General features: G+C 70.1%; 15 protein-coding genes and 1 pseudogene. 5 read left to right on the top strand and 11 right to left on the bottom strand.

The features are described 5' to 3' along the window. Positions 1–442: 442 nt before the first annotated feature. The 4 genes and pseudogenes from WMF28_RS34960 to WMF28_RS34945 form a co-directional block, all read right to left on the bottom strand. Positions 443–2,353, bottom strand: a complete 1,911-nt coding sequence (locus WMF28_RS34960; RefSeq protein WP_437597859.1) for a PAS domain-containing protein — start codon at positions 2,351–2,353, stop codon at positions 443–445. Between the two features lie 93 nt (positions 2,354–2,446). Then, complete coding sequence (locus WMF28_RS34955; RefSeq protein WP_437604336.1) at positions 2,447–3,232, bottom strand: ABC transporter permease; 786 nt, start codon at positions 3,230–3,232, stop codon at positions 2,447–2,449. A 5-nt stretch (positions 3,233–3,237) separates the two neighbouring features. After that, positions 3,238–4,044, bottom strand: a complete 807-nt coding sequence (locus WMF28_RS34950; protein ID WP_437597858.1) for an ABC transporter permease — start codon at positions 4,042–4,044, stop codon at positions 3,238–3,240. Next, positions 4,041–4,937: pseudogene (locus WMF28_RS34945) on the bottom strand (ABC transporter ATP-binding protein); the annotation flags it as partial. The gene WMF28_RS34950 and the pseudogene WMF28_RS34945, both read right to left, overlap by 4 nt. Before the next feature lie 236 nt (positions 4,938–5,173). On the opposite strand from WMF28_RS34945, the gene WMF28_RS34940 reads away from it, so the two are divergent. Next, positions 5,174–7,561, top strand: coding sequence for a protein kinase domain-containing protein (locus WMF28_RS34940; RefSeq protein ID WP_437597857.1), 2,388 nt, complete (start codon positions 5,174–5,176; stop codon positions 7,559–7,561). Positions 7,562–7,588: 27 nt separating this feature from the next. Here the strand turns inward: WMF28_RS34940 and WMF28_RS34935 are convergent, their stop codons facing one another. Continuing rightward, entirely contained in the window at positions 7,589–8,773 is a 1,185-nt protein-coding gene (locus WMF28_RS34935) for an FIST C-terminal domain-containing protein (protein WP_437597856.1), read from the bottom strand. A gap of 133 nt (positions 8,774–8,906) precedes the next feature. Between WMF28_RS34935 and WMF28_RS34930 the strand changes: the two genes are divergently transcribed. Further along, on the top strand, positions 8,907–9,662 hold the full coding sequence (locus WMF28_RS34930) for a PP2C family protein-serine/threonine phosphatase (RefSeq protein WP_437597855.1): 756 nt from the start codon (positions 8,907–8,909) through the stop codon (positions 9,660–9,662). 45 nt (positions 9,663–9,707) lie between these two features. Further along, positions 9,708–9,971, top strand: a complete 264-nt coding sequence (locus WMF28_RS34925) for a hypothetical protein (RefSeq protein WP_437575454.1) — start codon at positions 9,708–9,710, stop codon at positions 9,969–9,971. 64 nt (positions 9,972–10,035) lie between these two features. Here the strand turns inward: WMF28_RS34925 and WMF28_RS34920 are convergent, their stop codons facing one another. The 4 genes from WMF28_RS34920 to WMF28_RS34905 form a co-directional block, all read right to left on the bottom strand. Continuing rightward, positions 10,036–12,093, bottom strand: a complete 2,058-nt coding sequence (locus WMF28_RS34920) for a PrkA family serine protein kinase (RefSeq protein ID WP_437597854.1) — start codon at positions 12,091–12,093, stop codon at positions 10,036–10,038. 258 nt (positions 12,094–12,351) lie between these two features. Further along, complete coding sequence (locus WMF28_RS34915) at positions 12,352–13,539, bottom strand: YcbK family protein (RefSeq protein WP_437597853.1); 1,188 nt, start codon at positions 13,537–13,539, stop codon at positions 12,352–12,354. A 167-nt stretch (positions 13,540–13,706) separates the two neighbouring features. Next, entirely contained in the window at positions 13,707–14,696 is a 990-nt protein-coding gene (locus tag WMF28_RS34910) for an L-threonylcarbamoyladenylate synthase (RefSeq protein WP_437597852.1), read from the bottom strand. A 151-nt stretch (positions 14,697–14,847) separates the two neighbouring features. After that, complete coding sequence (locus WMF28_RS34905) at positions 14,848–15,891, bottom strand: glucose 1-dehydrogenase (RefSeq protein ID WP_437597851.1); 1,044 nt, start codon at positions 15,889–15,891, stop codon at positions 14,848–14,850. A gap of 453 nt (positions 15,892–16,344) precedes the next feature. On the opposite strand from WMF28_RS34905, the gene WMF28_RS34900 reads away from it, so the two are divergent. Together WMF28_RS34900 and WMF28_RS34895 are read left to right on the top strand one after the other, a co-directional pair. Further along, complete coding sequence (locus WMF28_RS34900; protein WP_437597850.1) at positions 16,345–16,878, top strand: hypothetical protein; 534 nt, start codon at positions 16,345–16,347, stop codon at positions 16,876–16,878. Positions 16,879–17,430: 552 nt separating this feature from the next. Continuing rightward, positions 17,431–18,453 carry a hypothetical protein gene (locus tag WMF28_RS34895; protein ID WP_437597849.1) on the top strand — a complete coding sequence of 341 codons (1,023 nt, stop codon included), beginning with the start codon at positions 17,431–17,433 and terminating at the stop codon, positions 18,451–18,453. A gap of 251 nt (positions 18,454–18,704) precedes the next feature. Here the strand turns inward: WMF28_RS34895 and WMF28_RS34890 are convergent, their stop codons facing one another. Together WMF28_RS34890 and WMF28_RS34885 are read right to left on the bottom strand one after the other, a co-directional pair. Further along, positions 18,705–19,583: a hypothetical protein gene (locus WMF28_RS34890; RefSeq protein WP_437597848.1), complete on the bottom strand. Its 879-nt coding sequence runs from the start codon at positions 19,581–19,583 to the stop codon at positions 18,705–18,707. A gap of 15 nt (positions 19,584–19,598) precedes the next feature. Continuing rightward, positions 19,599–19,829: a hypothetical protein gene (locus WMF28_RS34885; protein WP_437597847.1), complete on the bottom strand. Its 231-nt coding sequence runs from the start codon at positions 19,827–19,829 to the stop codon at positions 19,599–19,601. Between the last annotated feature and the right edge of the window lie 562 nt (positions 19,830–20,391).

The raw sequence follows: 20,391 nt of genomic DNA, 5'->3' as shown, positions 1-20,391 counted from the left end.
CGTCGCGCCAGAGAAGAGCGGTGCACGCTGGAACGAACCGGCGCTCGTCGCCCATCGGCTATGCATTCTTCACCTGTACGATATTTTTACGACAGTTGCCATATTTACAGTCACGGCACGATCTTGAAGAAGTGGAGGTGTCTGTGAATCAAAGCACGCGATGGGTCTTTCATGCGGTCGTCGCGATGCGGCATGAGCATGACAGCTCCGGTCGTTCCTGCGAAGGGCCCCTCGGGCGAGGCGCCGGCTCGTTGTTCGTCTCCGGTCCCGGTCCGAGCTCATCGGTCCTGCCGGCGCACGTCGCGATGACTCCGACGCTTCCATCAGGGGGGCAGGGTCGTGTGACACGGTCGAAGCAAGCCCGCGAAGAGGGATGAACCCCTGACCTTGCGATCTGCGCGGATTCGCGCCCTCGTCCACGCGGCGGGCGCCTGCCCGCCCGTCACCGCCCGCGCGCCGAGAGCGGCTCCCGCGCGCTCGGCGCGTCGTCCGCGTCCTCGCGCAGAGCCCTCCGCCTCCTCCGCCTCCGGACGGACACCCCGCTCGATTGCATGGCGAAGAGGAGCGCCTCCCTCAGGTTCGAGAGCGTCTTGATGTTCGACAGATCCAGCCCCAGCGACACCACCGTCTGCGCCACCTCGGGCCGGATGCCGACCACGATGCCCTGCGCGCCGAGCAGCGCGACGGCGTCGATCAGCCTCAGCACATGATCGGCCGTGCCCGCGTCCAGGGCGCTCACCCCGGTCAGATCGATGATCGCGTGACGGCACCGGGTCCGCGCCACGGCGTCGAGCAGCACCTCCATCATCTGCTGCGAGCGCTGCTCGTCCAGCGCGCCGAGCACCGGCATCGTCAGGACACCCTTCCAGACCTCGATGATCGGCGTCGACAGCGCCCGGATCGCCTCCTGCTGCTGCTCGATGATCTCGAGCCGCTCCTTCAGCATGGCCTGATGGCGCTTCTGCTCGGTGACGTCGGTCGCGCCGCCCGCCATCTGGAACGGCACGCCGCGCTCGTCCCACTCGGCCATGCCGCGGATGAACATGTCGCGGTACTCCCCGTCCTCGTGCCGCAGCCGCTGCTCGAGCTCGAACGGCCGCCGCTCCTCCAGGTGCGCCCTCAGCGCGGCCTGGATGGCGCTCCGGTCGTCGGGATGCACGCGCTCGAAGAAGCTCATGAACGTCCCGCCCCACGCCTCGCGGCCGACGCCCATCAGCTCCAGCAGGCGATCGCTCCACTCCGTCGTGTCCTCGCGGATGTTCCAGAACCAGATCCCCTCGTTCGACGCCTCCGCGAAGAGCCGGTAACGCGCCTCGCTCGTCCGCAGGGCGGCCTCGGCCCGGCGCACGTCGGCCACGTCGGTGGTGCTGCCGATCCACAGAACGATGTTCCCCGCCGCGTCGCGCTGCGGCAGCGCGCTCACCACGTGCTCGCGGTAGGTCTGGTCTCTCGCCCGCCACAGGCGGAACTCCGTCTCGTACGGCTCCCCCGTCTCCAGGCTCCGGGTCCACCTCGCGACCGTCTTCTGGACGTCATCCGGGTGCAGGACCCCGAGCCAGCCCTCGCCGAGCACCTGCTCTTCCGTGCGGTCGAAGTAGTCGAGGACGGCCCGGTTCACGAAGTTCAGCTGGCCGTCCGGGCGCGAGGTCCACACCTGGATGGGCATGGCGTTCCCGAAGACCCGGAGCTGCGCGACAAGCTCGTCGGTCGGAGCGCCCTGCCGGACCGCGGCGGCTTGCTGGGGCGCGGCGCCGGCCCCGCGCAGCCGGCTCGGCGGCGGCGCCTCGCGGCCGCCCGGGTCCGCCCCGGCGAGCCCGAGCGCGCGCGCGAGCGGCTCCTCCAGATCGACGGTGCGCTCGGCGCCGGTCTCCGCGATCCGGGCGCGGACGAGGCGGAGGAGCTCCTTCCGGACCTCCTCCTCGATCCGGGCGTGCAGGTAGTCCCTCGAGCCGGCCTGCGGCTCGGCGAACAGCACCGACTCCGCCGCCGGCTCCGCGACGTCAAGGAAGATCCCGAGCGGCGCGCACGGCCTCGGCGTGATGCGCAGCACGATCGTCGCGCCGAGCCGGTGCTCCGCGGCCTCGGCCTCCCCGTCCGTGTCGACCCGGACCGTCAGGGCCTGCGGGAGCGAGACATCGAAGGCGCCGCTCGCGCCGCGCGTCACCGTCGCGTCGCCGGCCTGGAAATCGACCGTGAGGCGCGACATTTTCCCGAGGACCTTGAGCTCCCTCTCCTCGCGGCGCGCGAGCGAAAGGAGGGCTATCGCCCGCCGGCGAATCACGTCCTCGGTCATCGTGAGCTCGATGAGGCTCCGGCCAAACTCCTCGAGCGTCAGCCCTCCGTTCTTCACCATGTCTCCTTCCCGATGCCGCCGGTCCTCCTCGCGACAGGAGGTCAGTCCGCCAGCGTAGTGCCCCGCGCAGCGCGCCGGAAGCCCTCGCGACGCTCAGCTCGACGCCGACGTATACCGCCCTATCGCCCGTTTCCACACCGCGCGCGCGACGGCGCCGAAGGCGAGCGCGCCGAGCGCTGCGGCGGCGGCCGTGCGCGGGGCGATGGTGCCGAGCATCGCCTCCGCCGGGTAGGTGGTCATCAGGGCGAGCGGGACGACGACCGTGAACGCGATGCGCCAGAATCCGCTGAAGATCGTGACAGGCCAGCGCGCGAAATCGAAGAGGGAGTTGAAGAGGTAAGCCAGGTTGTCGAGGCGCACGACCCAGAACGCGGCGGAGATGACCAGGATGCAGATGGAGTAGAGCACCAGGGTCGCCGTCACGAGCAGGCCGAGCGAGAGCGCCAGGTGGGCGGGCTCGGGGGCGCGGCCCATCTTCGTGAACGCATAGACGAAGATCGCCGCCGCGGCCGCGGCGTCCACGACCTTGCGGACCTCGAACCGGGCCGTGGAGACGAGGAACTGCGCGTCCGCCGGCTTGAGCAGCGTGAAGTCGAGCGTGCCTTTCCGGATCTGGTCGACCACGCTGATGAGCGACGGGTTCACGGCCCCCTCGAGGATGCCCTTGAGCAGCGTGAACCACCCGACCACCACGAGCGCGCGCTCGTAGGTCCAGCCGTGGATCGGCGGGCGGGCGGCGAGCGCGATGTGGAGCGGGACGAGCCCGACCAGCGTCCAGACCACGGTCATCACCGCGCCGAGGAGGAAATCCCACCGGTACTGCATGCCGAGCGCGAGCGACACCCGGAGCTGCGTCGCGAGCAACCGCAGATAACGCACGCCGCTCACCCGCCGAACGCCGAGAACCGCTGGACACCCGCGCGCCACGCGACGAGCGCCGCGGCGGCGGTGCCGGCCGCGAAGGCCCACTGCACGGCGAGCTCGGTCAGCGCGCGGCCCGGGTCGAGCAGGCCAGTGATGAGCTCGACCGGGAACGCGAGGCTGTACCGGAACGGCAGGACCCGCGCGACGTCGCCGAGCCACGAGGGGAACAGCTCGAGCGGGACGAGGTAGCCGGCGAAGACCATGAAGGCCGCAAGGTAGATGTCGAACACCGCGGTCGAGCTCTCGATCACGAACGCGAGCGAGCCGATCAGCGCCATCGTGAAGAAGTTGATCATCCAGGCGCCGACGAGCGACGCCGCCCAGATCCCGAGATCGAGGGGCGTCGGATGGAACCGCTCGCCCGAGGTCACGGCGAGGGCGATGACCGCGATGGGCAAGCAGAGCGCCGCCCGCAGCGGCAGCGCGGCGAGGTTGTCGGCGGCGTAGGCGACGAGCGGGTGGATCGGCCTGAGCAGGCGCTGCGAGAGGGCGCCGCTCTTGATCTCCATGTTCATCTCCCAGACGAGCCACGAGCCGGTCATCTGCCGGACGATGAGGATCGCCAGGAAATACGCGGTGAAGTCGCTCGCCTCGAAGCGGCCGACCGGGGCGCTCGCGGCCACCGCCGACCAGAGCGCGAGGCTCACGAGCGGCATCGTCGTCGTGAGCATCCAGATCAGCATCTCGGCCCGGTACGCCATCGCGGCCGCGAGCCCGACGCGGAGCAGCGTCGGGAACGCCCGGGCCGCCCTGGAGAGCGCGCTCACGACGCGGCCTCGCCCGCGGCGCCCGCCCGCTCCTCGCCCGCGAAGAGCTCGCGCATCACCTCCTCCAGGGGAGGATCCTCCACCGTGAGATCCGCGATGTCGGTCTGGCTGAGCAGCCAGGACATGGCCGGCCGCAGCTCCTCCTGCGACACCTGAAGCACCGCGCGGCCCGGATCGAGCGAGAGGACGGCGCCGACCCGCTCGAGGAGCGCCCGGTCGACCGGGCCGCCGAAGCGCAGCGCGATCCGCTTGTGAGGCCGCACGCTCCGGACGAGCGCCGCGAGATCGCCGTCGTAACGCAGCTTCCCCTTGTCGATGACGATGACCCGAGGACAGAGCGCCGCCACATCGTCCATGTAATGGGACGTGAGCACGACCGTGGCGCGCCGCTGCTCGTTGTAGCGGCGGATGAACTCCCGGACGCCGAGCTGCATCGCGACGTCGAGCCCGATCGTCGGCTCGTCGAGGAACAGGATCTCCGGGCGGTGCAGCAGGGCGGCCGCGAGCTCGCACTTCATGCGCTCGCCGAGCGAGAGCTGCCGTGTCGGCTTCGTGGCGATGGCGGCGATCCCGAGCAGGTCTTCCAGCTCACCCAGGGTCTGTTTGAAATCCGCATCGCTGATCCCGTAGATGGCGCGATTCAGGGCGAAGGTCTCGACGGGCGGGAGATCCCAGAGCAACTGCTGCTTCTGGCCCATCACGAGGGTGATGCGCTTGAGAAAGCTGGCCTCGCGGTGCTGCGGGACGAAGCCCGCCACCCGGACCCGGCCGCCCGACGGGTGGAGCAGCCCGGCGAGGACCTTCAGCGTCGTTGTCTTGCCGGCGCCGTTCGGGCCCAGGAAGCCGACGCGCTCGCCCGGCGCGATCGAGAACGAGAGATCGTCGACCGCGTGGACCAACCTGGTGCGGCGCCGGAAAACCGAGCGCACCATGGCGGAGAAGCCGGGGGCGCGCTCGTGGACCCGGTACGTCTTGGAGAGCGATTCCACCGCGATGGCGCTCGACGTCTCTACCATGGTCGGCGGACACTAGCACCTCCGCGCTCGAGCTCTCACGACGAGAGGTGCTCGACCCGCCCCTCCTGAGCTAACCTCGATGCGTGCGGGGCAACGGTCGCCCGGATTCCCCTATGCCGCAGCGCTTCAAGGACGACACGATCCACGACACCCCGCTCCCGGCGAGCGGCGCCCGGGAGGGGGCCGCGTCGGCGAGCGCCGCCGCGGCGACCGGCCCGCGGCAGGTCCTCGCCGGGCGGTACGAGCTCCTCGGGCTTGTCGGCATCGGCGGGATGGGGAGCGTGTACCGCGCCCGCGACCTGGAGCTCGCGGAGGTCGTCGCGGTCAAGGTGCTGCGCCGCGAGCTCAGCGGCGCGCCCGACGTGATCGAGCGGTTCCGCCGCGAGGTGCGGCTCTCGCGCAAGGTGACGCACCCGAACGTGGCGCGCGTCTTCGACATCGGCGAGCACGAGGGCGACCGGTTCCTGACGATGGAGTTCATCGAGGGCGAGCCGCTCGCCGCGCTCGTCGCGCGCGAGCGGCGGCTCGCCGTGACCCGCGCCATGGACATCGTGGAGGGCGTGTGCGCGGGGCTCAAGGCCGCGCACCGGGCAGGCGTCATCCACCGCGATCTCAAGCCGGACAACGTGCTGCTCGGGCGCGACGGGCGCGTCGTCCTGACCGACTTCGGGATCGCGCGCGCCATCGTGCCGGACGGCGAGGCGGGCAAGACGCTGGGCGCGGTCCTGGGGACGCCGGCGTACATGGCGCCCGAGCAGGTGCAGGGCGCCACCGACATCGACGAGCGCGCCGACCTCTACGCGCTCGGCGCGATGCTCTACGAGATGCTCACGGGCGAGCGCGCGTGGCAGGGCGACGCGCCGCTCGCCGTCGCCGCGGCGCGGCTCGTCGCCGACCCGCCCGACCCGCGGCACCGGCGCGCCGACCTGCCCGACGCGCTCTCGCGCGTGGTGCTCCGCTGCATGGCGCGCTCTCGCGACGACCGGTACGCGTCCGTCGAGAGCGTCGCGCAGGAGCTCGCGTCGCTCACGCGCCCGGCCACGGTCATCCCGCCGGCGTTCACGCCGCCGCACGAGCGGACGGCGATCTCGGGGTCGATCTCCGGGACGGGCGATCCGGGTGGCAAGAGCGTCGCGGTCCTGCCGTTCACGAACCAGGGCTCGGCGTCCGACGCGTACCTGGCCGAGGAGCTGACCGATGATCTCATCGACACGCTCTCGATGACCCCGGGCCTGCGGGTGAGGCCGCGCGGGGCGGCCTCGCGGCGCCCTGACGGCGAGGTCGATCCGCGCGAGCTCGGGCGCGAGCTCGGGGTGCAGGTGGTCGTCGGCGGCTCGGTGCGGCGGCGCGACGGGACGGTGCGGATCAGCGCGCGGCTCGTCTCCGTCGCCGACGGCTTCCAGCTGTGGGCGAAGCGCTTCGACCGCCCCGAGACCGAGGTGCTGCGGATCAACGACGAGGTGGCCGAGGCGGTCGCCGCGGCGCTCACCCTCGACGGGGCCGCCCCGAGCCGCACGGCGCCGAGCGATCCTGTCGCGCTCGACCTGTTCCTGCGCGGGCGCCACGAGTACCGCAGGTTCTGGCCGGAGCACCAGGCGCGCGCGATCGCGCTCTTCGAGCAGGCGCTCGAGCGCGCGCCCGAGGATCCGATGATCCTGTCGGCCTACGCGCTCGCGCGCTCGCGCTTCTGGTTCTTCACGGATCAGGGCGGCGACCTGGCCACGCAGGCGGCGACGCGCGCCGTCGCCGCGGCGCCCGAGCTGCCGGACGCGCGGCTCGCGATGGCGTCGGTGCGGTTCCAGCGCCTCGACGTGGTCGAGGCGATGCGGGAGCTCAAGGCGGCGCTCGCGTCCCGCTCGGGGAACGCCGAGGCGGAGGGCCTCATCGCCAGCATCCTGCTCGAGTGCGGCGCGTTCGAGGACGGCGCGCGGCGGGCGCGGTCCGCGCTGGCGCGCGATCCGGAGGTGGTGCTCGTGGCCTACGCGCTGGCGCGCGCGTACGCGCTCCTGGACCGGTGGGCGGAGGCCGAAGCCGTGGTCGATGCGCTGCCGTCCGGGGCCAGCACCACGGGCCACTCCGTCCTGTGGATGCGCCGCGCGATGTGGCAGCGCGCCCCGGAGGTGCTCGAGGTGCTCTTGCAGAAGCGCGCGCGTGACGCCTTCCCGTACACCCCCGATCCGTTCCTGTCGCTGATCGACGACGTCCTGGAGGACCGGCTGTCGGACGTCCGGACGGCGCCTGCGCAGGGCGCGGGCGTCACGGCGCTGCGGCGCACGTCGTTCATGCGGCAGCTCCAGGCGGAGATCGCGGCCTTCGTCGGCAAGCCGGAGCTCGCGCTGACCGCGCTCGATCTCTCGCTGGCCGACGGCCTGTTCGACCTGATGTGGATCGAGCGCTGCCCCGTCTTCGCGTCCCTGCGCGCGGAGCCGCGCTACGCGACAATCCACGCCGAGGTGAAGCGGCGGGCCTCCGCCGTGATCGCGGTGTACCGCGAGCGCTGACGCGCGCGGCGTCCGGGGAGCCGGCGCTCAGCTCGGCGCGCGGAAGAGCGCGAGCACGCCGGTGTAGAGGGTGAGCCTGGCCTGGCCCGGCGCCCAGGGGGCGATCTCGAAGCTCGAGTGCATGCCGGCGATCGGGAGATCCGCGAAGCGCTGGCGCAGGATGCGCGCCTCGACGTCCGGCGCCCCGTACAGGCCCTGGCCGCGCCCGGCGCAGCTCAGGTAGAGCGCGAAGCGGGGCGCCGACCCGAGCGCGCTCCGGGACACCTGCCGGGCGATCCCCTCGAGCCCGGCGCGGGCGGCGGCGGCGTCGCGCACGGCGAAGGCGAGGCGCACGCCGGGCCTCGCGTCGTCGCCGAGCAGGAGCCCGCGCCGCGACGGATCGACGCCGCGGATCGGCCGCAGCACGTAACGCTCGGAGCGGAGCGCCGCCGCCGGCTCCGCGGCCTCGCCGCGCGGCACCGCGGCCCCGCCGCGCGGATCGAGCGGGTCGGCGAGCGCGGCGACGACGAGCTGCTGGGGGCTGGGCGGCTCGCCGAGCGAGGCGGTCGCGGCGGACAGCAGGTCGAGCGCCGGCCGCCCGCCGGCGCGCAGCACGACGCCGCCGCTCACGTCCTCGATGGGGTGGAAGCCTTCGAGCAGCCTGGCGGCGGGCGAGGCGTCGACGATCGGCGGGGCGAACCCGGTGATGGCGAGGCCGATCGCCGGGCCTTCGAGCAGCTCGCCCTCGGACGTCACGCCGATGGCGGAGCCGGACGCGGTCCCGGCGCCGAACAGGCACGCGCCGGGCGCGCAGGAGGCGAGCGCCTCGAGCATCTCGGGGGCGAACGCGCCGGGCCGGGCGAAGAGGATGGCGGTCGCGGAGCGGTGGCCGATGGTGCGGGCGAGGGGCTCGCGCAGGCGGCGGCCCGGCTCCTCGGCGCGCTCGGGCAGCGCGAACGGGGTGACCCGACCGCCGGACCAGAGCACGCCGCTCGCGCCGGTGTCCCCCTCGATCTCGCCGCGCTCGCTGAGCACGCCCGCTGCAGGCACCACGCAGGCGGGGGTGCCGCGCCAGGTGCTACGGACGAGCTCGGCGACGCTCGAGGCGCGCTGGGCGAGCTGCCCGGACACGAAGACGACCCCGCCCGAGGCCGACGGGACGGCGCTGCGCAGGTCGGCCAGGTGGTGGCGAAGGCCATCCGGCCCACAGGTCGCGGAGAAGCTTCGTGCCATGGCTGGCCCATCCATCCTAACCGAGCCCTCGCCCACTCGACAGGCCCCGCTGAAGAAGTTTATCGTGCGACAGTCGCGCCGACGCCTCGGGGCTTTCCCCACCGGGCGGCGATCGAAGGACCGGGCAAGCTCGATGAGGATCGAATCATTTGGCCGCACCGACGTCGGGCGCCACCGACGCGCCAATGAGGATGCGTTCTTCCGGGACGACGAGCTTCGCCTCTACATCGTCGCGGACGGGATGGGCGGGCACGCGGCCGGCGAGGTCGCGAGCGCCGAGGCGGTCGAGACGATCTACGGCATGGTCAAGCGAGGGCTGCCGGCCATCGGCGACCCCGACGAGCCGCTGACGCAGCCCAAGGCGCGCGCCGTGCTGCGCATCCTCGAGGGCGCGATCCAGGCGGCGACGTACATGGTCTTCGCCATCGCCGAGCTCGACCGCGACAAGAGCGGCATGGGCACGACGATCAGCGCGGCGCTCATCGTCGGCGGCGCGCTCGTGACCGGTCAGGTGGGCGACAGCCGCATCTACCAGGTCCGCAACCGGACCGCGGTGCAGATGACCGAGGATCACACGCTGATCGCGTGGCAGATCAAGAACGGGCTCATCTCCGCGGACGAGGCGAAGAGCTCGCCCCACCGCAACGTGATCACGCGCGCGGTGGGCAACAGGGACTATGTCGAGGTCGACACCTCGATCGTGGCCGTGGAGGCGGGCGATCGATACCTGCTCTGCTCCGACGGGCTGCACGGCTATCTCCACGCCGAGGAGGAGATCGCGAGCATCGCCTCGAAGGGCGGCGACACCGCCGTCGACCTCTTCATCGAGCTCGCGAATCGGCGCGGGGGGCGGGACAACATCACCGCGGTGCTGGTCGAGGTGGGCTGACGCGCGGGCTGACGCGCCGGCTCGAAAGTCGGCTAGGCTGCGTGCATGGCGCTGAAGGACAAACTGGTCTCCGAGGGGTTGAAGCTCGCCGCGAACCCGAACGTGGCGAAGCTGATGCAGGACGAGCGGTTCATGCGGCTGTTCATGACCGCGATGAGCGTGCCCGGCCGGGTCTCCTCGTTCACGGCGGAGCAGAAGGAGACGTTCGCCAAGGCGATGGGCCTGGCGACCGTCGAGGAGGTCCGCGACCTCAAGCGGACGGTGGCCTCCCTGGAGCGCGAGATCGCGAAGCTCAGGCGGGACGGCTGACCGCGGCGCGGCGCGGGCGAGACGCCGCGCCCGGTCAGCATCTACATCTACGCGCGCCGCCGGGTCACTTCGTGTCGCCGCGCGCGTAGATGCTGGCCACGTAGTCGAGCACGTCGCGCGCCGAGACCTCGTTGTACCCGAAGTACTTGATCATCCGGGTCTTGATGATGTCGATCTTCTCCTGCGTCTCCTTGTCGATGACGCTCGACACGAGGGTCTGGAGCTTGATCGCGTCCTTCTGGTCCTCGAACAGCTTGAGCTCGAGGGCGCGGCGCAGCCGGTCGTTCGTGTGCCACTCGAACTTCTTGCCGTCGACCGCGAGCGCGCCGATGTAGTTCATGATCTCGCGGCGGAAGTCGTCCTTCCGGTTCTCGGGGATGTCGATCTTCTCCTCGATCGAGCGCATGAGCCGCTCGTCCGGCTCGACGTCCTCGCGGGTGAAGCGGTCCTTCACCTTCTCCTTCAGGGTGTAGGACTTGATCGAGTCGATGTAGTTCGCGGCGAGCTTCTGGATCGCGTCCTCGTCGGCGCTGATCGCCCGCTGCACCTCGTTCTTGACGAGCTCCTCGTACTCGCGCTTCACCATCCCGATGCACTCGGTGAAGCGCTTGCGCTGCTCGTCGTTCGTGATGAGCGAGTGGTGGCGCAGGCCCTTCTCGAGCTCGCTCATGACCATGAAGGGGTTGATCGTCCCCTCGCCGAGGTCGTTCACGAGCGCGTTCGAGATCTTGTCCTGCACGTAGCGGGGGCTGATCCCTTCCATGCCCTCGCGCGACGCCTCCTTGCGGAGCTCCTTCACGGTGTCCTGCGTGTAGCCGGGCAGGACCTTGCCGTCGTAGAGCTTCATCTTCTGGACGAGCGACAGGTTGTGCTTCTTCGGGTCCTCGAGCCGGGTGAGCGCGGCCCACATCGCGGCGACCTCGAGCGTGTGAGGGGCGATGTGCTTGCCGCGGATCTTCTCCTTGTTGAAGTCCTTCTCGTAGATCCGGATCTCCTCCGACACCTTCGTGATGTAGGGGATATCGATCTTGATCGTGCGGTCGCGGAGCGCCTCCATGAACTCGTTGTTCAGGAGCTTCTTGTACTCGGCCTCGTTCGTGTGGCCGATGATGACCTCGTCGACGTCCGTCTGGGCGAACTTCTTCGGCTTGATCTTGTGCTCCTGCGACGCGCCGAGCAGGTCGTAGAGGAACGCGACGTCGAGCTTCAGCACCTCGATGAACTCGACGATGCCGCGGTTCGCGATGTTGAACTCGCCGTCGAAGTTGAAGGCGCGCGGGTCCGAGTCCGAGCCGTACTCGGCGATCTTGCGGTAGTTGATGTCGCCGGTGAGCTCGGTCGAGTCCTGGTTCTTCTCGTCCTTCGGCTGGAAGGTGCCGATGCCGACGCGGTCCTTCTCGCTGAGCACGAGGCGGCGCACGCGCACGTGCTGCATCACCTTCGACCAGTCGCCGCCGTACTTGTCCATCAGGCGGTTGAAGATGAAGCGGCACGCCGGGTCGAGGTCGCCCTCGGAGCGGACCTGGAACTGCGGGCTCGAGAGGCCGAGCTCGCGGAACGCGCGGTCGCGCCAGGACGGCGGGACGAGGCGCAGCGGCTCCTCGTGCATCGGGCACTTGAAGCGGGCGCTCTCCGTCCCCGCCATGCCGACGTCGTCGAGGTTCACCCAGTCGAACGTGTAGAGCGCGCCGTCGGGGGTCGTCGAGTAGTGCTCGATCCCCTTCTTGAGGAGCCGGGCGATCGTCGACTTCGACGAGCCGACCGGGCCGTGCAGCAGGATGACGCGCTTCTCCGGGCCGTACCCCTCGGAGGCGGCCCGGAGCACGTGGACGAGCCGCATCAGCGGGATGTCGAGCCCGTACACGGCGTCGGCGCCGCCGTGCATCTCATCCTTGAAGAAGTTGTACCGGATGAGCTTCTTCTTGTTGTCCGTGTACTCCTCGATGCCGTAGCGGATGATCATGTCGTACGCCCGCTGGAACGCGTTGCGCGTCACCTGCGGGTTCTGGCGCACGATCTGGAGGTACTCTTCGAACGTGCCCTCCCACGCGAGATCGCGGTAGAGCGCGAAGTCCTGAAGCGCCGCGATCTTCTCAACCATCCCTGTCCGCAACTCGCCCATTTCGCACCTTTTTCTCCGGGGCGACCGCGGGGCGGCCTTGGCCGCCGGAGGTGCGGGAGCGGAGCCCGGCTCTCCGAGCTCCGCCCTCCATCGTGCGCCGCGCGCCCAGGGGGAACCCAAGCTTAACACCGATCCCGGGGACGCAAGCTCGCCGCGCCCTGGAGCTTTCTCCATCCGGAACGGGAATAGGCTGCGGCGCGGCCCGATAGCGCAGGTGAAGCCCGGCGGAGGTGCGAGAACGCCCGCGGGCAGGCGACGTCAGCGAGGCGCCGGCGCGCCGGTGCGCGCGCCCTGCGCTCCCCAGGAGAGCCCTCCGCTCTCGACGACGCCGGGCCAGGAATCGACGTACTCCGACGGCTCGCCGGGCCCGGAGGCGTCGATCCAGAAGAGGCGGCCGGTGCCGGGGCGGCGCACGTCGACGTGGACGAACTTGCTGTTGGGGTAGAACCCGCAGCCGACGTCGTCGAGCGTGCGACAGAACTGGAACAGCGCCGCGTTCGGGACGCCCATGACGAGGATGTCCATGGCGCGGCCTTCGGCGTGCTGGCTGTGGTGACCGCCGGAGGCCTTCCCCCGCGCCGGCCCGTCCCCGGCGGGGCGCGGGCGGTACCCGCTGAAGATGTGGACCCCGCGGCGCGGGAAGGCGTCGGCGATCTGCTGGAGCGCCCAGAGCAGGCGCGGGTGGACGAGGCGGACCTGGGGCACCCACTCGAGCGCCCGCTGCCACGTGCCTTCGTCGGGCTCGTCGGGCAGCAGCTCGCCCGGGTCCGGCGCCTCGGGGGGGCGCGCCATGATCGACAGGCGATCGAGCGCGCCGGGCGCGACGGAGCCGTCGCAGCGCACAAGCTCGAAGGCGTCGTGCTGACCGCCGTACCGGGCGAACTGGACCGGGCCCCGGCGGCATCGCCAGTCGGGCGGCTGCTTCTTCGGCGGGTCCCAGAGCAGATCGAAGCCGTTCGACGAGAGGCTCGGCCCCGTGGTCGCGAGGAACGGCGGGGCGAGGATCGGATCGAGCTGGCGGAGCCACGCCGGGGCGGCCGGATCGAGGTGAAGGGATCCGGGCGGCTCGAACGGGGAGAAGGGCGAGTACGCGCTCGCGAACGCCGGGGCGCCGGGGGCGGCGGCGGCGAGGCCGCGCTCGCCGAGGTCGGCGGCGTCCGGGCGCGCGCTGCCCCAGGCGAGCTGCCACCACGGCTGCTGCTGCCATTTCCCGTACGCGCTGCTCATGTAGAGCCGGAGCGGGCCGGGGCGCTCGACCGCGGCGTTGCGGAAGGCGCGGAGGAGCGGCAGCTCCGGCGCGACCGTCTCGTTCAGGTTGAAGCTCGCGCGCTTCGGCGGCTCGTCGAGCAGGCTGGCGCCGGCGTCCGGCGGGGCGGCGACGAGCGCGGCGGCGAGGCCGACGGCGGCGGCGAGGCTGGGGACGGCGGCGCGGGACGTTGCCGGCATGGGGTCGACGAGGAAGGGCGAGACGCGCGACGGAAGGTAGCTCACCCGGCGGGCGGGCGACCCTGATTTGCCACAAACCGCCAGCGCGGGGGATGAAAACCCACCTGGGCGCGGCCGAGGCCCTGTTCCAGCGTTGTTCAGCGTTGTTCGCCGGTCGCGCGGGCGGCTCAGGGGGCCGCGGAGGCGCGCGTCAGCCTGTCCCGCACGGCGTCCCACGCCGGATCCTCGGGGACGGCGGCGATGACGATCACGTCGCAGCCGGCGTCCTCGAGCCGGTGCAGCGCGGCGTAGAGCGCCGCCGCATAGCCGGCGGGATCCGCGGGGAGGAGCTCGGCGTGCGGCCCGGTCGCGGTGCGGCGGCCGTGCTCGATGGCGCCGGCGCGCGCGCCGGCCCGCGCGGCGCGCTCGACCTCGCCGCGGACGGCCTCCGCGGGGACCAGCGCCACGTGCGCGTGCGGAGCGTAGTGGCGCGCGTGCGTCCCCGGGGACGGGGCGCGCTCGGCCGGGGCGGTGATCAGCCCGGCGGTCGTCTGGAGCGGCACGAGGGCGGCGATCGTCTCGGCGGCCACGTGCCCCGGGCGAAGCAGCCGCGCCGGCGAGGTCGTGACGTCGACGATGGTGGACTCGATGCCGACCGCGGTGGGCCCGCCGTCGAGGATGGCGTCGATGCGCCCGCCGAGGCTCTTCTCGACGTGCTCGGCGGTGGTCGGCGAGATCTCGGTGGAGCGGTTGGCGCTCGGCGCGGCGATCGGCAGCGCGACGGCCTCGAGCAGGGCGCGCGCGACAGGGTGCACCGGCACGCGGATCGCCACGGTCGGCCCGCCGGCGGCCACCTCGTCGGCGACGCGGTCGGGCCGGCGCGCGACGACGAGGGTGAGGGGACCCGGCCACATCGCCTGCGCGAGGCGCTCCGCGTCCGCCGGCCAGCCGTCGGCGAGCGCGCGGGCGGCCGCGACATCCGGGACGTGGACGATCAGCGGGTTGCCGGGCGGCCGGCCCTTCGCCTCGAAGATGCCGCGCGCCGCGCGCGCGTCGTCGGCGCGCGCGCCGAGGCCGTACACGGTCTCGGTGGGGAAGGCGACGAGCCCTCCGCGGCGGAGGATCTCGGCGGCCCGTGCGATGGATGCCGCGTCCGCGGCGAGCCGCTCGGTTCGCATGCGCCGCGGTCCATGTTGCCCGTGCGCGCGGGAGGCAAACGAAAACCGACGGGGCGGTCACGGGGCGCGGGCGGGGCCGAGGGAGCGCCCCGTTCGCGGTCTCGACCAAGCGCGCTGCGGCGCGGCGCTCTTGCCCACGGGGCCGTTCCGCTCACCCGAAGGTCACGATGGGCTTCACGTCCGCCGGCTGGCGCACGAGCGCCTCGGCCCAGCGGTCGAGCGGGACGCGGCGGGTGATGAGGCGATCGAGCCAGCCTTGATCCGCCCGGGCGAGCGACGCGGCGGCCGCCTCGTAGTGCCGCCGGTTCGCGTTGACCGTGCCGAAGACGACCGTGTTCTCGAGCACCATCTCGCGGTTCAGGCCCTGGACGTCGACTGGGAGCGTCCGTCCCCCCGACGACACGCCGGCCAGGCACACAAGGCCGACCGGCGCCACGATCTGCATCGCGTCGTAGATGAGCTTCCCTACCCCCGTGCACTCGATGACCATGTCCACGCCCGCCCCGGCCTCCTGCACGCTGCTCGCGTGGTACGCGGCGCCGAGCTCGCGCACGAGACCGGGCTTCGGCCCCTCGGTCACCCGGTCGAGCACGCGCACCTCGAGGCCCCGCTCCACGCCGAGCAGCGCCGCGAGCAGGCCGATGGGGCCCGCCCCCGTGACAAGCACGCTCCTCGGCTTCCAGCTCGTCCGCGCGCTGATGCGCTCGATCTGGTCCCAGGCCTTGGCCACGACGCTCGCCGGCTCGAGCAGCACGCCCCGCTCCCCGAGCTTCTTGTCGATGACCACCGCGAACTCGGGCTCGATGCGGTACCGCTCCGAGGCGTAGCCGTCGATCGCCTTGATGCCGCGCTCGGTGTAGCGGCCGTTGCGGCACATGTCCCACTCGCCCTTCGCGCAGCTCGCGCACGGGACCGGGTCGGGGCGGCGCACGATTCCCACCACCCAGTCGCCCCTGTCGAGCCCGCTGTCGGGCGGCGCCTCGAGCACCTCGCCGAGCGACTCGTGCCCTATCACGAGTCGCGTCTTGCCCGGCGGCGCCCAGCCGTAACCGCCGTTCACGATCTCGACGTCCGTACCGCACACGCCGATGGCGAGCGTCTTGACCAGCACGGGCCCGTGCTCGACGGGCGGCTCGGGGATGTCTTCCAGGAGCCCGGAGCGTGGCTTGCCGGGCTCGACCGTGATGGCGCGCATCCAGCTCTCCTTTCCTTGGAGCGTCGACGGGCTCGATGACCCGCGGGACCGGAGCGATCCGGGGTCAGCTTGAACGCGGTGCCGACCAGCGCAAGGTGGCTGAACGCCTGGGGGAAGGTCCCGAGCAGCCGCCCGCTCCCGGGGTCGTGCTCCTCCGCTGCTGCAGCCACGGCGGTCGCGGAGCACGCCGGCGAGCACGGTGCCGTCGTGCCATGGTCAAGCGAAATCGTCGCGGGACAGCGGATTCTGGACGAGGACTGTTCGCCAACCACTTGGTTGACGAACGGCGCCACCGCGTAACCGCCTGCGTACCAGATGCACCCGAGACGGTCGAACTGCCCTTCTATCGACTAGCCGAAATTCCCCATTTTCCTTGACGCCCGAATCACGCCCAGAAAAACTGTTTGCGCCCCACATGGCGCGTGTCGGGGCTCGGCCGGGGGGACGGCCACCATGTCGATGCGCTCACACGGCAACGTCTGCCTGCTCTGCGCATGCGCGCTCGTCCTTGTTCCGGCGTCGGCGCAGGCACTCGAGTTCAGCGGTGGCGTGAGCGTGGGCGGGATCCAGGTCGGGACCGAACCCAAGCTGGCCGTGAGCCCCTTCGCCGGCTGGCTCTGGCGAAAAGAGAGGGACTTCCGGATCGAAGTCCACAACATGCTCAGCATCATCCCGGGGGCACGTGTGGGTGTTTATGATCGAACGGCGGTTGCCGTTGGATACGTCACGAAGACGGGCAACGTCAGCCTTGGTCCATCCCTGTCGCTCTACTCGATGCCGGTATGCGGTGCCGTGATTTGTGACCGCGTGATGGGGTTTGCTCCAGGCGGGCGCGCACAGTCCGACTGGTACTTCGCTGGGCGTCTGGGGGTATCCACGAGCCTCAACGTGGACTGGGCCGGCGGGAGCAGTCGTGTTCTTCCTGGCAGCGTGGTCGTGATGGTAACCGCTGGGCCTACCTGGAGATTCGGGGGAGAGCCGGAATGAACAAGCTGTTGGCTGTTGGATTTCTCGGTCTTGCGGGGTGCAACTTCGATGTCGGAGACTGCTACCTCCGGGCTGAGGGCGAGAGCGGCGCCGGCGGGATCATCATCACCGCGACAGGGGCGGGCGGCTACGGGTTCGGCCAGACAGGAGCCGGCGGCATCGGACCCGTACCGCTGGAGACGCAGGACATGGATCCGCCTTCTCCTCCAGTCTGCAACATCGCGAGCCAGACACCGTGTGAGGAGAAATGCGAGGCGGGCTCCGAGTCTGACAATATTCAGTGTGGAAAGATGGATAACGAAGCGCAGCGGACAGCGTGTCGGGATAGCGCATACGCTAGATACAAGAGCTGTCGAGAGGGTTGCGAGCGGACAAGCAATAGAAGCTGCGATGAGAAGTATCAGGATTGCATGGACCGCGGTCCGTGGCGGTCTTGTGCGAGACCAGGGTCTGGAGACGCAGGCGAAACGAAGTGTCGAACCTGCTATAGACGATGCGAGTCCGGGGATCCTCCATCGTCGGATTGCAAAAAGTGTCTATTCTGAGGTTTTAATGACGATTCACGTCACTGCAAATGAGGACATTCGGAGAGCGATCCGGCGCGGGCTTGGTCTTCCTGTACGTTTCGTGAGCGATAACGTGCTGGAGGGGCCGTGTGCGTCCGATTCCGAAGTTCATTGTGAGCGGCGGTGCGATTATTGGAACCTTCGAGGGCGGGAGAGGACACGATTTTATTCGCGGTTTCATGATGTTGTCAATGCGTTGAAATCGCGTCAGCGAATCGTCGTATGGACCTCCGGTTTGTGGAGGGACAGGCTGATGCTGTGGGCGCTCTGCGCGTGGAGGCTCCGCTATCGGCCCAAGCACCCGGATCTCGACATCGTCGTCCTGGGAGATGCGCCGGAGGACGGGTTTGGCCGTGGATTCGTCCACGTGAAGCCGGCCGACGCGCGCCGCGGTCTGGACGACGCGCGCGCTCTATCTCGGACGCGCGTCCAGCACATGGCGCGCTCTTGGCGAAAGCTATCCGGTCGGTCTCCGGTGCTGTCCACCGAGGGGGGGCGCGCAGATCGAGCACGGAAGGAGTTCGTAGAGTTGGGCACCCACCAAGCTGCATTCTTTCCTCGGGTGGACGGCAGCGCGCTCACCTTGTCTTGGGTTGACGAGCTCTTGTTCGCGTGTCTCGATAAAGACTGGTCGACGCCCGTGGACGTATTCATGCACCGTTCACCGGCTGGCGAAGAGCTGCGTCATGGTTGGGGGATGCGCATCGGCGATTGCTTTCTCGCCATGCGGCTGCGCCAGTGGGCCGAGCACCGTGGGGCCGAGGCCGCGCTGGAGAGTGTGCCCTATAGGACGGACAGAGCACCTATGCTAGAGGCTCGCTATAGGTTGACGGCTGTCGGCGATGAAATAAAGCGACACGGTCTTGCTGAAATCGCTCAAGGAGCGCCGCTGCCGGTGTGGGGTGTCACAGCGTACGATCCGCTGGCTCCTTGGGTGGTGGTGGACGACGGCACAGCTCACCCGCGCGTCCAGCGACTTGAAGAACGCGCCACGCAGGACGAGGAATGACGCCCGCGGCCACACGCGCTTCCGGCTGGCCGAGCTCCGCGGGGTCGCCCCTCGGGGTGGTGTTCCGCCTCGGCGACGTGGTGCAGATGCGCGAGCGTTCGGCCCGCGTGCCCGCCTCGACGGCCGGCTCGACGCCCAGCGCCGCGCCGCCCTCGCATGGGGCGGCGCCTGCCGCTGGACGCCGTTCCGGCCGGCGAGCACGGGCACGTCGGCGATCTCCGCGCGGCCGCCGCCGTGTCCGCCTGCGGCGCCTAGCGTTCACAGCACAAGACGTGTGTGACCCCGGGCTCCAGCGAACCGCTCACGATCTCGGAGTCGGTCGACGGGGCGCACGTTCCAGGCTCGCTCTTCAAGAACACCGATCGCATCGCCGCAAGCGGCGCGCTCGTCGCCCTGGTGCAAACAGGGTTGCTGTGATTGGTGACGTACTCGGCCACGACCTCGCTGACGCAGTCTGGATCCTGGTACAGCATGACTTCCGCCGTGCAGTTTCCGCCGCTCGGCGCGCCGCAAGAGCACGGAGAGCATTGGCGGGTGTCGTTGAGCATGGGATATTCGAGCTTGCGGTCGTAGCCCTTCCAGCACTCGCCATTTTCCTGAGGAGGGTAGCACGTCATGCTGAGCGTCGGTGCGTACGCGGGAGGATCGGACTTGCAGGCCCTGACGAACTGTAGACTGCCCATCGACGGTTTCGGTACCGGAGACACCGGAGCGCACGGCGCGAGGGTCGACGGCTCGAACGTTACTGTAGCGACGGCGTCTCCCGGGATCGGCTCTTCGGCCGCTGAACAGGAACCGTCCCATGACGCGCCGGCTTCAAGCGTGCCGACGGCGTCCTCACGAGAACAGACCGACGCGCTGGCAGTCACCTTCGACGGCAGTTCGCACTCGGCCGGCGCACATTCGCAGGGCTCACACTTGTCCTCCGCGCTGAACCCCTCTTCTTCGAAGTATCCTTCCCATAAAAGCTCCGCGCTGAACGCCTCACATCGCTTGAATTCTCCAGCGCCTTCCATGAGGATAAATATTTCCTTCGTACGATCGGGCTCCGGTAGCTCTGGGGGAAGGTCTATCGAGTAGCACCCGAGCAGTGCGAACACTGCAAGGAGGTATGATGCATTCGATCGCATCGTGGGTACCGCCCTTCAGTTGAAGTTGTTGGAGCAGCAGAAGACGCGCGGTTCTCCGCTGACGAGATCGCCGATTACCTGGGAGACGGGCGACTTCGGCGTGCACGTGCCCGGATCTTCATGGGTAAGCACAGCACGCATCGCCGCGATCGGAAGGGGATCGATGTCGGTGCACCGACTGTCGTTCTGGTCGACGCCGAACCCACCTCCGATGATCTTGGTGGTGCAGCTCGATTCGGCATACACGAGCAATTCAGCCTCGCAGCTCCCACCTTCTGGAGCCTCGCAGGAACATGGGGCGCACGTGCGCGCGTCTGCGATTCGTTCCTTGAACTCAAATCGTATGTTGAACCCTGGCGGACATAGTTCGTCATCTTCGGGAGAGATACACGCTCGCCAATCCCTCCGTGGATGGGTGGTTGACTCCATCGGACAGGCTTTTGCGAAGGTGGCGGAGATCGGCGGGGGATCGAACGACGGCGAGGCAACGCACTCGGCAGCGAGGGTCGGCGGATCGAAGGTGACCGAGGTGAACACCTCGCTTGGCACAGGAGGGGCCGCCTTGCGGCACACGCCCGCGCGATCCTCGTCCGCGTCTTGATCATCGAAGACGATCTGGGTTCCGTAGTCGCTGCAGCGCAGCGACCTGTGTGCTGTCACGCTCGACGGCAACGTGCACAGGGCTGGTCCACACGTGCACACGCCGCACTCGTCGACAGCGCCCACCTCAGCCCATCCCTCCCAGAAATCCAGCCGGTGACCCGGACATGCCGGTGCATCGGGACTCTCGCCAGTCCAGAGCCATACG

The organism is Sorangium sp. So ce590 (assembly GCF_051521365.1).
In the GTDB taxonomy this organism is placed as follows: domain Bacteria; phylum Myxococcota_A; class Polyangia; order Polyangiales; family Polyangiaceae; genus Sorangium.
The sequence above is the reverse complement of the archived record's forward strand: the minus strand, read 5'-3'. Positions and strand labels throughout refer to the sequence as shown.